This is a genomic window from Methylorubrum podarium (assembly GCF_022179745.1).
Classification (GTDB): domain Bacteria; phylum Pseudomonadota; class Alphaproteobacteria; order Rhizobiales; family Beijerinckiaceae; genus Methylobacterium; species Methylobacterium podarium.
Genome location: NZ_BPRD01000207.1, coordinates 1 through 11875, shown reverse-complemented (window position 1 = coordinate 11875; position 11875 = coordinate 1). Strand labels below are relative to the sequence as shown.

Here is an 11875-nt window from a genome sequence, read left to right as displayed (position 1 = left end):
CGCCCTCGCCGACGATCGGGGCCAGGAAGGAGGCGATCGCCGCCACGTCCGCCCAGGTCGTCGGCCGCAGGAACTCGCGAACCGGTCGCGGACAGATCGCCAGCCGCGACAGGAAGTCGGCGGCGACCGCCGCACCGATCAGGACGTCGATCCCCTCGATCAGCGGCGGGCGAGGCAGGAACGAGGAGACGATGATGAACAGGAGCGTGGCGAGGTCGAAGGCGAGCAGGCCGTAGCGGAAGCGATGCGCGCGGTCGCTGCTTCCCTCGTAGAGTTCCCGCAGACTCTGCCTCAGGCCCGCCATCGCGCAACACGCTACCGCCGCCGCTCACGGCTCCGGCAGCAGGAACGTTTCTCGGGCTCGGCCCGATCCGCCGCCGATCGCCTCGGCGGGCGGACGCTACTTCCGGCAGGCGGCCTCGGCCTTCGGATCGGATTTCGGATCATCCTTGGCGAGATCGAGACGGCTCATGTTGCCGTCGATGGCGAAATCTCCGTAATCGAGATGCAGACGCCCGCTGACGCCGTCCTCGTAGAGGTCGAAGGTGAGGGTGTAGATCGGTGTCCGCTCGCCCTCTCCGGGGGTGAAGTAGCTCAAGGTGACCGGCCAGCGCCGCATGCCGGCACGATCGCCCTCGCGCAGGGGTTTGTCGCGCTCGGTGTCGGAAGCGGGCGCCGCGCCCGGCCGGCCGATGATGGCCAGCGTGTCGTAGACCTTGCGCCCGTCATCCGAACCGTCGAAGACCTTGGCCGAGACCGTGGTCTCGCCGGCCTTCGCCGCCTCGATCAGGCGGATCATGTGATGGATCGGGAACAGCACCGGCCCTTCGACCTGAAACTGGTCACGCTTGGGCTCCTTGAGCTTCACCTTGAACGGGTCGCCCGCCTCCGCCGTCCCGTCCACCGCCGGTGCCGGCACGTTGTTGAGGATGGTCGTGGTGCGGAAGCGGAAGCTCTTGCCGTCGCCGTTCTCGAACGTGGTGCTGCGCAGATCCGAGGTGCGATCGCCGGACTCGCCGGAATTGAGCAGCGTCACCTGCCGCGTCTGCATGGTGTAGCCGCGGCAGGCGTCGCCCGAGAAATCGATGACGATGCGGCCGCGCACGCCCTCGACCGCCCGCGTCCCGGCGGAGCGCGCCAGCGACAGGTCGTAGACCGCCCGGTGGTTGGTGAGCCGGATCGCCGCCTCTTCGGGAACCGGAGCGGCCGGCCCGGCGGCCAGCGCGACGCCGGGCATCGCGGCGAGAAGGAACAGGGCCGGCGCGAGGCGCAGTCGCATGCGATCTCCCAAGGTCCGCTAGGGGTTGTCCACAGGCGCAGGACCGGTGGATGCCGCCCGTCACATAGTCATCGCGCCTGCCCGGACAATCTTTTTCGGCGGCGATCCGAGCGCAGGCGGCGTCGCCGTCACCGCCGGTTCGCTCGCTCGAAGGGTCCGTCGGGGCCGGCCTCGCGTGATCGTACGTTTCGAAAAAGAGCAATTTTACGCAAGGTGTTAAGGGATCTCGGCCAAATCGGTTGCCATGCCGCCGGGACGGATCCGAGCCGCCGCCGACGGAATCGGATTGGCGGTGGAAACCGACCCGTGAAACGCGCTGACCCTTGCTCCGCGGCCGAGCTGTCCTGTAGTCTCCACAGCGTCGCCAACGACAGCTTTGGCGACTGTTAACCGACATGTGCAGGGCCGGATCGCGGGCCCTGGCGATGCCCGTTGCCGCTCTTCGCGGCGGTGACGCTGCGCGGTCGGTCGGTTTTGCGTTCAAAGGACGTGTCGACGTGGAGGGGGCAATGACGGAAGCGGTCCCGAGCTGGACGGATGAACGCGTCGAGCTGCTTCGCCGCTTGTGGGACGATGGTTTGAGTGCCAGCCAGATCGCCCTCCAGATCGGCGGCGTCTCCCGCAATGCCGTCATCGGCAAGGTCCACCGCCTCGGGCTCGCGGGCCGCGTCAAGCCGATTGGCCCGGGCGGGGCTCAGGCTCGCCGCAAGGAGGACCTGAGCGCCGAGGTCGCGTTGGAGACGGTGATCGTCGCCGAGGAGCCGACGCTGCCCGAGCCGCCGGCGATCGTCGCGCACCGCCCGGCACCGGACTTTCCGCTCCCACCGAAGGCCGCCCCGGAGCCGGTGGCGCTCGCCGTCTCCGAGCGGGTCACCATCATGGACCTGCGCGACTCCATGTGCCGCTGGCCGATGGGCGATCCGACCTCGCCGGAATTCCGTTTCTGCGGCGCCCGCGCGATCACGGGCCTGCCCTACTGCACCCAGCACGCGCAGGTCGCCTATCAGCCGGCGGCCGAGCGCAAGCGCGACCGCCGCGTCGCCGGTTTCCGCTAAAGCTTTTGGGGCTGCCGCGCGGCGACTTCGGACGCCGCGCGATCGAGCGCGCGACCCCTCCGGATCGTGCGGAGCCCTGGATTGCCACGGCTTCGCCTTGCAGCGACGGGCGGGCGACGAGACCGATCAAACGGATGACATCGGACGCACGTCCCGTCAGCCGAGAGGCCCGCGCCCGGCCTCCCTCACTCGGCTCCCGCGAACATCTCGTCGAAGGAGTAGCCGGAGCCGCGCACCGTGCGGATCGGGTCGCTCTGGCGCGGGCGGTTGATCGCCTTGCGCAGGCGGCCGACATGGACGTCGACCGTGCGCTCGTCGATGTAGACGTCGTGGCCCCAGACGCCGTCGAGCAGCTGCTCGCGGGAAAAGACCCGGCCGGGGCTCTGCATCAGGTATTCGAGCAGCTTGAATTCGGTCGGCCCGAGATGGATCTCGCGGCCCTGGCGGCGGATGCGGTGGCTGACGCGGTCGAGCTCGATGTCGCCCGCCACCAGCATGTCGGCGACATGGGCGGGCTTGGCGCGGCGGAGCAGGGCGCGCACGCGGGCGAGCAGCTCGGGCACCGAGAACGGCTTGACCACGTAGTCGTCGGCCCCGGTGGAGAGGCCGCGCACGCGGTCGGCCTCCTCGCCCCGCGCCGTCAGCATGATGACGGGCAGCCGCTCCGTCTCGCGCCGAGCCCTGATGCGGCGGCACAGCTCGATGCCCGAGAGACCCGGCACCATCCAGTCGAGCAGGACGAGGTCGGGGGTCATCTCGTGCAGGCGCAGATCCGCCTCGTCGCCGCGGATCGCGACATCGACCGCGAAGCCTTCCGCTTCGAGGTTGTAGCGCAGCAGGGTCGTCAGCGATTCCTCGTCCTCGACGATCAGGATGCGCGCACTCGTCATCGTCCGTCTTTCCATCCGTCGCGCCCGGCCTGCCCCGTCGGGGAACAGGCCGGAGACGCCCCTTTTCCGCTTCGCGCCCCGCCCGGCGGCGTCAGGCGCCCGGCGTCACCGTCGCGTAGTTCGAAGCGTCGTTCTTGGGCCGCTCGCCGGCCGGCGTCTCACCGGTGACGAGGTATTCGATCGTCTCCGCCACGTTGGTGGTGTGGTCGCCGATGCGTTCCACGTTCTTGGCGCAGAACAGGAGATGCGTGCAGAACGAGATGTTGCGCGGATCCTCCATCATGTAGGTCAGGAGTTCGCGGAACAGCGAGTTGTAGAGCGCGTCGATGGCGCTGTCGCGCTCCCAGACCTCGTGGGCGGCGGCCACGTCGCGGCTGGCATAGGCGTCGAGCACGTCCTTGAGCTGCTCCTGCACGAGGTCGCTCATGTGCTGGACGCCGAGCACGATCTTCTGCGGCTGCGCCTGATCGCTGATCGCCACGACGCGCTTGGCGATGTTCTTGGAAAGATCGCCGATCCGCTCCAGGTCGCCCGAGACGCGGATGCCGGAGATCGTCTCGCGCAGGTCGATGGCCAGCGGCTGGCGCCGGGCGATGAGGAGGACGGAGCGCTCCTCGATCTCGCGCTGGAGCGTGTCGAGGCGCTTGTCGGCGGCGATCACGGCCTGGGCCAGCACCGTATCCCGGCGCACCAGGGCCTCGGTGGCATCGGTCATCATCTTCTCGGCCACACCGCCCATCTCGGCGATCGACCGGCGCAGGTTCTCGAGGTCGGTGTCGTAGGAAGAGACGATGTGCTCGGCCATGTCGCGAATTTCCCGATCAGGCAGTCGGACGAGGGCGCTCTCGAACCGGATCGGACGCTGGTCCGGCGGCGGAGGGCGCGTCAGAACGAGGACGCAAGGGGGGTCGCGACGGCACCGCAGTCGCGACCGGGCTTAACCGAAGCGGCCGGTGATGTAGTCCTGGGTCTGCCGCTTGGCCGGGTTCATGAAGATCTTCGAGGTCGCGTCGAACTCGATCAGCTCGCCGAGATACATGAAGGCGGTGAACTGCGAGATGCGCGCGGCCTGCTGCATGTTGTGCGTCACGATGACGATCGTGAACTCCGCGCGCAGCTGCTCGATCAGTTCCTCGATGCGGCCCGTCGAGATCGGGTCGAGCGCCGAGGTCGGCTCGTCGAACAGGATGACCTCGGGACGCTGGGCCACGGTGCGGGCGATGCACAGGCGCTGCTGCTGGCCGCCGGACAGGCCGGTGCCGGACTGCTTCATCTTGTCCTTCACCTCGTCCCAGAGCGCCGCCTTGCGCAGCGACTCCTCCACGCGCCCGTCCAGCTCGGACTTGGGCAGCTTCTCGTAGAGGCGCAGGCCGAAGGCGACGTTGTCGTAGATCGACATCGGGAAGGGCGTCGGCTTCTGGAACACCATGCCGACCCGCGAGCGCAGCTCGTTGAGATCGACCCTGGAGTCGAGGACGTTCTGCCCGTCGAGCAGGATCTCACCCTCGGCGCGCTGCTCCGGATAGAGGCTGTAGATCCGGTTGAAGGTGCGCAGCAGCGTGGACTTGCCGCAGCCGGACGGCCCGATCAGCGCGGTGACCTGCCGGTCCCGGAAATCGAGGTTGATGTCCTTCAGGCCGTGGAAGCTGCCGTAGTAGAAGTTGAGTCCTTTGACGGCGATGCGCACGGGCGCCTTGACGTCGGCCGGGCTGCGGCCCTCGAATTGACTGCGGATCGCGGGGGAGGCGCTCATCGGATCTCTCGTCGGTGGGAGGTCTGTGCCGGGGCCGTCTCAGCGCGCCCGCTGGTCCTTGATCACGAAGCGGGCCACCACCGACAGGGCGAGGATGGTGACGGTGATCAGGAGCGCGCCCGACCAAGCCAGGCTCTGCCAGTTGGGGTAGGGCGAGAGGGCGAACTGGTAGATCATCACGGGCAGGTTCGGGACGCCGCCGAGCAGGTTGGCGTTGAACCAGCTGTTGTTGTTGAGCGCCGTGAACAGCAGCGGGGCGGTCTCGCCGGCGATGCGGGCCAGAGCCAGGATGATGCCGGTGACGATGCCCGCGCTCGCCGCGCGCCAGGTGATGGCGCGGATGACGAGGGAGCGGGGCGCGCCGAGCGCCGCGCCGGCCTCGCGCATCGGACTGGGCACGAGGCGGAGCATGTCCTCGGTGGTGCGCACGATGACCGGCGTGGCGATGATGGCGAGCGCCACCGCGCCGGCCCAGCCCGAATAGGTGCCCATCGGCCGGACCATCAGGGTGTAGACGAACAGGCCGATCAGGATCGAGGGCGCCGAGAGCAGCACGTCGTTGAGGAAGCGGATGACGTCGGCGAGCTTCGAGGTCCGGCCGTACTCGGCCAGGAAGGTCCCGGCCATCAGCCCGATCGGCGTGGCGATGACGATGCCCAGGAACGTCATGATCAGGCTGCCGAGGATGGCGTTGGCGATGCCGCCGCCCTCGGAGCCCGGCCCCGGCGTCGGCGCCGTGAACAGGGCGGGCGAGAAGCCCTTCAGGCCCTCGACGATCAGCATGAGAAGGATCGACCCGAGCACGACGATGCCGAGCCCGGTGGCGATCGTGCTCGCGAGGATCAGCGCGCGGTCGGCGACGCGGCGGCCGGAGCGCACGCGGCTGGCCGTCGGGGCGCGGCCGGCCGTCGCGATGGGGTTGCTGGCGTCCATGGATCGGCGTCCTCAGGCTTGGACAGTCTCGGGCGATCGTCGCGGGCGAGGTGGCTCGGGCCGGTTCGGTTCAGGCGGCCTCAGGCCACCTTCGTCCGCCGCACCAGGAGGCGGGCGATGATCAGCACGAAGAAGGTGATGATGAAGAGCAGGCAGCCGAGCGCCATCAGCGAGGAGAGCTGAAGCCCGTCGGCCTCGTTGAACTCGTTGGCGATGCGCGAGGCGATGGTCGAGCCGGGATCGAAGATCGAGGCGGAGAGGCGGTTGGCGTTGCCGATCACGAAGGTGACCGCCATGGTCTCGCCCAGCGCCCGGCCGAGACCGAGCATGATCGCGCCGATGATCGAGACGGAGGCCTGGGGCACCAGCACGTAGCGCACGACCTCCCAGGTGGTGCAGCCGATGCCGTAGGCGCTCTCGCGCAGCACGGTCGGGATTTGGTCGAGCATGTCGCGGGTTATCGAGGCCACGAAGGGCACGATCATGATGGCGAGGATGATACCGGCGGTCAGCACGCCGACGCCCGAGGGGATGCGGGCGTAGAAGAGGGTGCCGAGGATCGGGATGCCCTCGACCAAGTTCGAGACCGGCACCTGCACGAAGCGGGCGAAGAGCGGGGCGAACACGAACAGGCCCCACATGCCGTAGATGATGCTGGGCACCGAGGCGAGCAGCTCGATGGTCATCGCCACCGGCTTGCGCGCCCAGCCGGGGCAGAGCTGCGTCAGGTAGACGGCGATGCCGAGGGAGATCGGCACGCCGATGATCAGGGCCAGCATCGCGGCGGCGACCGTGCCGATGACCGCGGGCAGGGCGCCGAACTGCTCGGTGCCGATGTTCCAGGCACTGGAGGTGAGGAAGCCGAAGCCGAACTCCGAGAAGGCCGGCCACGCGCCGTAGATGATCGAGCCGAGGATGCCGGCGAGCACCAGGAGCACGAACAGGGCAGCGGCGTAGGAGGCTCCGTGGAAGAGGCGGTCGGCGCCCTTGCTCGGAGCGATACGGGCTACTCCGCTGTCGCGGTCTACGGCGAGGGTCTGGGTCAAGGCGGTCATCCGCGGAGGCTCTTCGGCTGGTGAGCGTTTAGCGCGCCGTCGCGCGCGAGGCGAGCGGACCAGTTCGGGAAGGGCCCTCTTCCACCTGGGAAGAGGGCCCTTCTCTTTCGCTTAGTTGCCGGTGAAGGCGGCCTTGCCGTCCTTGCCCTTGATCGTCTTCCACTCGTCGTGGATCAGGGCGACGACGTTGTCGGGCAGCGGCACGTAGTCGAGCTCGGTCGCGAGCTTGTCGCCGTTCTTGTAGGCCCAGTTGAAGAACTTCAGCACCTCGGCGGACTTGGCCGGATCCGCCGGCTCCTTGTAGACGAGAATGAAGGTGGCGGCGGTGATCGGCCACGCATCTTCACCCGCCTGGTTGGTCAGGGCGATGCCGAAGCCGGGGGTCGACTTCCAGTCGGCGCTGGCGGCGGCGGCCTGGAAGGCCTTGTCGTCGGGCTGCGGGAACTTGCCGGCCTTGTTCTCGATGAGGGCGTAGGCGAGCTTGTTCTGCTTGGCGTAGGCCGACTCGACGTAGCCGACCGAGTTCGGGACCTGCTTGACGGTGGCGGTCACGCCCTCGTTGCCCTTGCCGCCCTGACCGACCGGCCAGCTCACGGTGGTGGCGGCACCGAATTCCTTCTTCCACGGTTCGGAGACCGAGGAGAGGTAGGTGGTGAAGATGTTGGTCGTGCCGGAGGCGTCCGAGCGGTAGACCGGGGTGATGTTCGCGTCGGGCAGCTTGAGGCCGTCGTTGAGCTTGGCGATCTTCGGGTCCGACCACTTCTGGATCTTACCGGCATAGATGTCGGCCAGGAGCTCACCGGTCAGCTTGAGCTTGCCCGGCTCGAGGCCGGCGATGTTCACGACCGGGACGACGCCGCCCATCACGGTGGGGAACTGGACGAGGCCGTCCTTCTCGAGCTGGGCCGGCTTCAGCGGCGCGTCGGTCGCGCCGAAATCGACCGTCTTGGCCTGGATCTGCTTGATGCCGCCGCCGGAGCCGATGGACTGATAGTTGAGACCGGTGCCGGTCTCCTTGCGGTAGGCTTCGGCCCATTTCGAGTAGACGGGGAAGGGGAAGGTGGCGCCGGCGCCGGTGATGTCGGCGGCCATGGCCGAGGTCGCGAGCTGAGCGGCAGCGAGGCCGACCGCCAAGGCGTAAGCGAAGGGTTTCACAAGCATCTCCGTAAGGTGTCGGGCGCATTGTCGGGGCCGGCCCTGGTCTTGGACCGGTCTCGCGGCGACGCTGCTGCCAACTAGTGCACCGACGCGCCGCCTCTATGACGACCACATGACGGTGACATGACAGCCCCCGGAAAGGCGGAATTTCACTGAGGATGGGACCGCTTGCGGCTCTCCGGCGTTATCCGGAATGGTGCCCGCGGCAGCCGCCTCCGGGGACGATCCCGGCGGGCCTCGGTCCCCGGGAGATCCGGCGAGGGCGGTGGCCTGCGGGAAAGAGTTCGAGGAGACCGTCGGCGTGACGGAGCCGTATTCAACGCGCGAGAAGGAAGCCCGGCTCGATCCGGCCGACCCTCAGGAGGCGGCCTATCTGGCGCTGCATGCCGAGCGGGCGGCGCTCGAGGAGGAGCTGACGCGGCAGCAGCAGCGTCAGCGTTTCGGCAGCAACGAGCAGGAGATCGCCTCGGCGCGCGCGACAGAATCCTCCCTTCTGAAGGACCTCGATCGGGTTCTGACCATGATTCGCGCCGCGGAGATCCGGCGCCAGCAGCCGATCGCCCGGCGCTGGCAGTGATCCCGGCCGATCGCCGAGCCGCCGGGCCTCCTGACGGGGCGACCGCTCACGGGCTACGGCGGCGGTCGCGCTCCTTCTGCCGCAGTTGCAGCAACAGCTCGACCTGAACATCCGTGATGGGCTGGGCGTCGCAGCGCTCGACGTAGACCTCGCGCAGAGCCTGCCCGATCCGGTCCCGGCTCTCGCCGTTCAGGGCAGGCATGGCGGCTTCGACGAGCGATCCGGCGGGGTAGTCCGTCGCGAGCTGTGCCATGACCTGACGAAGCCAAATCTGAAGGAACCGTATCGCAACCGGCAGGAAGGAGCGATGGTGGTTCAGATTGGACCAGGATGGTTAACAAAAGCTTACCGCGGACGGATTACTCCGTTTGCCCCTCCGAGCCGGCCTTGCCTCCCGTGCCGTGTTCGAGACGCGTCGGCCGTCGCGCTGTCCAATCGATAGAGACGCCAACCGCGGCGACCACGTCCCTCGGCAAAGGGCACCCGGAAGCGCCTCGGCGCGTGCTTTACCGATAACGCGCCCCGATCACCTCGTCCGTCCGCCACAGGGTGCAGCACACCTTGATGGGTTCGAGAGCCGAGGAACTCAGCATGAACACGTCGGGCACGAGCGATGTATCCAGAACGGTGATCTCGACGTCCTGTGCCGAGATGCCTCGCACCCAGCACCCGATCGAGGTGTGTTCATCGACCGCGATCAACCCGGCCTCGTCGGCCGTCGGTGCTGTGCTGAGCCGGAGTCCTGCATGCCTGGACATCGATGTCCTCACGTGATCATCGAAACGTGGCAGTTCCCCGATAAGATGCCGTTGCGTAGTTCCTTAAGATTCGAACGAACGGGCGTCGAAACCTGATCGTCCGCCCCTTTCAACAATTGAGGGCCGCGTCCGATCTTGTTGAAACGGCATGGGGTCCGCCGCCGTTCGTTCAGCGCAGGAGCCAGACGACGAGCCCGACAACCAGGGCGGCCGCGGCGATCACGCCGTAATAGGCGGGCATGACCCACCGGCCGGTGCCGTGACCGGTGCGCATCTCGGCAACCTTCTGGCGCTCGGGCCGGGTTTCCTGATCCCGGGCCAGCGCGACTCGCGACGGGGCTGCGGGCCTGCCGGCCGCCTCGTCGTCGGTGCCGAGGGGCGACAGGCCGGGATCGTGGGCAGGGATCTTGTCGCCGGTGCGGCCGGAGTCGATCTCGGCCTTCAACTGCGCGCTTGTCGGCTGCGCCGAAGCCGGAGGCGCCTCCGGCACGCGATCGGCGGGAGGAGGCGGTGTCTCGGAACGGAGTGCCATCGATCAACCACCTCTCTCGGATCGCCCCTGCCGGCTGCGGCCGGCCCCGCCGCTCTCCCCGCCGCCGCCCTGCGGACCGGCGCGCACGGGCTGATCGGCGTTGCCGCCGGCCGCGCTCGTGAAGAGGGGAAAGGTCTTCATGGCGGGGTCTGCGACGGCATCCACCGGGGAACCCGACGCTGCGATTTAAGATCCATCCGAGGGCAAGGCCGGCCGATCGCGGACCGATGGGGATACGGCCGCACCGTCAGAGACTTTACGCTCCGGCGTCGTCCGGGACCGCGGAGGACGCCCCAACCTGTCCGCCGCCCCGGACGCGAACGCAGCCGCGCGATGACCGAGAACCACCTGACGCTCGAACGCCTCCGGGCAACACCCCTCCCGATGCCGGAGGAGGGCAGCAAGGAGCAGCGCGGAACGATCCTCGTGGTCGGCGGGTCCGCGGAGGTTCCGGGCGCGGCCCTGCTGGCCGGCGTCGCGGCGCTCCGGTCCGGTGCCGGGCGCCTGCGCATCGCGACGGTCGGGAGCGCTGCCTCGGCGATGGCTCTCGCTCTGCCCGAAGCACGGGTCATCGGGCTTGCCGAGACGGAGGAGGGCGAGATCGCCCCGGCCGCAGCCGCGTCGCGCCTGCCGCCGCTGGCCGAGCGCTGCGAAGCGGTGCTGATCGGCCCCGGGCTGAGCGCCGGCACGACCGCGGACGCCATCTCCCGCACGCTCCTGTCGGCTCACGGGAGTGCCTCCCTCGTGATCGATGCGGGGATGATCGCCGGGCTCGCCGCCCAGGCGGAGGCGGTCCGAAGCTGTCGCGGCCGCGCGGTGATCACGCCGCATGCCGGCGAGATGGCCCGGCTTCTCGGCATGGACCGGAGCGCGGTCGAGGCCGATCCCCTCGCGGCGGCCCGCCGGGCCGCGGACCTGCTCGGATGCGTCGTGATCATGAAAGGCGCCGAGAGCTGGATCGTCGATCCCTCCGGTGGGTCCTGGCACTATGGCGGCGGCGGCGTCGGGCTCGCCACATCCGGCTCCGGCGATGTTCTGTCGGGCATCGTCGCGGGCCTCCTCGCGCGCGGCGCCGAGGCGGCCGTGGCGGCGGCCTGGGGCGTCTACCTGCATGGCCAGGCCGGACGGCTCCTGGCCGAACGGGTGGGACCGATCGGCTTCCTGGCACGCGAGATCGCCGACGCGATTCCAGCCCTCCTGCGCGAGGCCGAGGCGGGAACCGGGCCGTGAGCCGCGAGACCGGGAACAGCGCCGTAAGCGCGCGGGTTCTGCCTTACCTCACACCAGGGAGGGCGATCATGACGCCATCGGAGCCTGCCAAACCCGGCGATGACGCGCCGCCCGGAACGCCCGGCACGGGCGAGAACCTGTGCCCTCGATGCGGAGGAAGCGGTCGCGTGGAAGCCAAGAGCTGTCCGGACTGCAACGGCACCGGCAAGGTGATCTCCGGAATCGGCGGCGGCTGATCACCGCCGCCGACGGCGGCCTGCGGCGGCCGTCGGCCCGACAGCGAAACCTGGGAGGGTGTCCTACGACATCCGATCGGTCTTTTCGGGGCAGCGGATGTCGGCGGTGCGGGATCCCCTCGCGCCGGCGCGTGGGCTTGCGTGCAATCTCCGTCGAATCTCCGCTTCGAAACAGGCTCACGCAGCGCCCCGATCTGTGCTAGAACGAAAGCGGAACGCGAGGCGACCGCGGCATCCCGCCGGGAGCGCGGAAGCGGGCGGGCCCTGGTGAGGGAGAACGACGGTGACGATGCGGACGACCTACCTCGTGCAGACCTTCGTGCTGAAACGCAAACGCCTGTGTCCGGGCGATCAGCAGGTCTCGCCGACGGTGAGCGGTGCGCTGAAGCGGGCCGAGGCGATGGCCGCGCGGCTGCCGG

14 protein-coding genes and 1 pseudogene are annotated in these 11875 nt (G+C 68.9%); 4 read left to right on the top strand and 11 right to left on the bottom strand.

From position 1 onward, the window contains the following. Window positions 1-304, bottom strand: a pseudogene (locus tag MFF42_RS11140) (ion transporter); the annotation flags it as partial. Window positions 305-400: 96 nt separating this feature from the next. Beyond that, complete coding sequence (locus tag MFF42_RS11135; RefSeq protein WP_238255817.1) at window positions 401-1279, bottom strand: cell envelope integrity EipB family protein; 879 nt, start codon at window positions 1277-1279, stop codon at window positions 401-403. 509 nt (window positions 1280-1788) lie between these two features. Between MFF42_RS11135 and MFF42_RS11130 the strand changes: the two genes are divergently transcribed. Continuing rightward, window positions 1789-2334 carry a GcrA family cell cycle regulator gene (locus MFF42_RS11130; protein ID WP_238255818.1) on the top strand — a complete coding sequence of 182 codons (546 nt, stop codon included), beginning with the start codon at window positions 1789-1791 and terminating at the stop codon, window positions 2332-2334. Window positions 2335-2519: 185 nt separating this feature from the next. Here MFF42_RS11130 and phoB read toward each other — a convergent pair whose 3' ends face one another. From phoB to pstS, 6 genes are all read right to left on the bottom strand, one after another. Continuing rightward, window positions 2520-3224 carry a phosphate regulon transcriptional regulator PhoB gene (gene phoB / locus MFF42_RS11125; protein ID WP_017483366.1) on the bottom strand — a complete coding sequence of 235 codons (705 nt, stop codon included), beginning with the start codon at window positions 3222-3224 and terminating at the stop codon, window positions 2520-2522. Window positions 3225-3315: 91 nt separating this feature from the next. After that, window positions 3316-4029: a phosphate signaling complex protein PhoU gene (phoU, locus tag MFF42_RS11120; protein ID WP_238255816.1), complete on the bottom strand. Its 714-nt coding sequence runs from the start codon at window positions 4027-4029 to the stop codon at window positions 3316-3318. 132 nt (window positions 4030-4161) lie between these two features. Further along, complete coding sequence (pstB, locus tag MFF42_RS11115) at window positions 4162-4977, bottom strand: phosphate ABC transporter ATP-binding protein PstB (protein ID WP_238255815.1); 816 nt, start codon at window positions 4975-4977, stop codon at window positions 4162-4164. Between the two features lie 39 nt (window positions 4978-5016). Further along, window positions 5017-5910, bottom strand: a complete 894-nt coding sequence (gene pstA / locus MFF42_RS11110; protein ID WP_238255814.1) for a phosphate ABC transporter permease PstA — start codon at window positions 5908-5910, stop codon at window positions 5017-5019. Window positions 5911-5990: 80 nt separating this feature from the next. Further along, window positions 5991-6965 carry a phosphate ABC transporter permease subunit PstC gene (gene pstC, locus MFF42_RS11105; protein ID WP_238255813.1) on the bottom strand — a complete coding sequence of 325 codons (975 nt, stop codon included), beginning with the start codon at window positions 6963-6965 and terminating at the stop codon, window positions 5991-5993. Window positions 6966-7076: 111 nt separating this feature from the next. Then, complete coding sequence (gene pstS, locus MFF42_RS11100; protein WP_238255812.1) at window positions 7077-8120, bottom strand: phosphate ABC transporter substrate-binding protein PstS; 1044 nt, start codon at window positions 8118-8120, stop codon at window positions 7077-7079. Between the two features lie 304 nt (window positions 8121-8424). Here pstS and MFF42_RS11095 point away from each other — a divergent pair, with 304 nt between their 5' ends. Further along, entirely contained in the window at window positions 8425-8700 is a 276-nt protein-coding gene (locus MFF42_RS11095; RefSeq protein WP_238255811.1) for a hypothetical protein, read from the top strand. A 46-nt stretch (window positions 8701-8746) separates the two neighbouring features. Here the strand turns inward: MFF42_RS11095 and MFF42_RS11090 are convergent, their stop codons facing one another. The 3 genes from MFF42_RS11090 to MFF42_RS11080 all read right to left on the bottom strand — a co-directional run bounded on the left by MFF42_RS11090 (window position 8747) and on the right by MFF42_RS11080 (window position 9990). Then, window positions 8747-8953, bottom strand: a complete 207-nt coding sequence (locus tag MFF42_RS11090; RefSeq protein ID WP_238255810.1) for a hypothetical protein — start codon at window positions 8951-8953, stop codon at window positions 8747-8749. Between the two features lie 253 nt (window positions 8954-9206). Then, window positions 9207-9401: a PilZ domain-containing protein gene (locus tag MFF42_RS11085; protein ID WP_238255809.1), complete on the bottom strand. Its 195-nt coding sequence runs from the start codon at window positions 9399-9401 to the stop codon at window positions 9207-9209. 226 nt (window positions 9402-9627) lie between these two features. Then, the gene (locus MFF42_RS11080) at window positions 9628-9990 is read right to left on the bottom strand and encodes a hypothetical protein (RefSeq protein WP_238255808.1); all 363 of its coding nucleotides are present in this window, start codon (window positions 9988-9990) and stop codon (window positions 9628-9630) included. Window positions 9991-10323: 333 nt separating this feature from the next. On the opposite strand from MFF42_RS11080, the gene MFF42_RS11075 reads away from it, so the two are divergent. Both MFF42_RS11075 and MFF42_RS11070 read left to right on the top strand, forming a co-directional pair. Continuing rightward, on the top strand, window positions 10324-11220 hold the full coding sequence (locus MFF42_RS11075) for an NAD(P)H-hydrate dehydratase (RefSeq protein ID WP_238255807.1): 897 nt from the start codon (window positions 10324-10326) through the stop codon (window positions 11218-11220). A 68-nt stretch (window positions 11221-11288) separates the two neighbouring features. Continuing rightward, the gene (locus MFF42_RS11070) at window positions 11289-11456 is read left to right on the top strand and encodes a hypothetical protein (protein ID WP_238255806.1); all 168 of its coding nucleotides are present in this window, start codon (window positions 11289-11291) and stop codon (window positions 11454-11456) included. The last annotated feature ends 419 nt before the right edge of the window (window positions 11457-11875 follow it).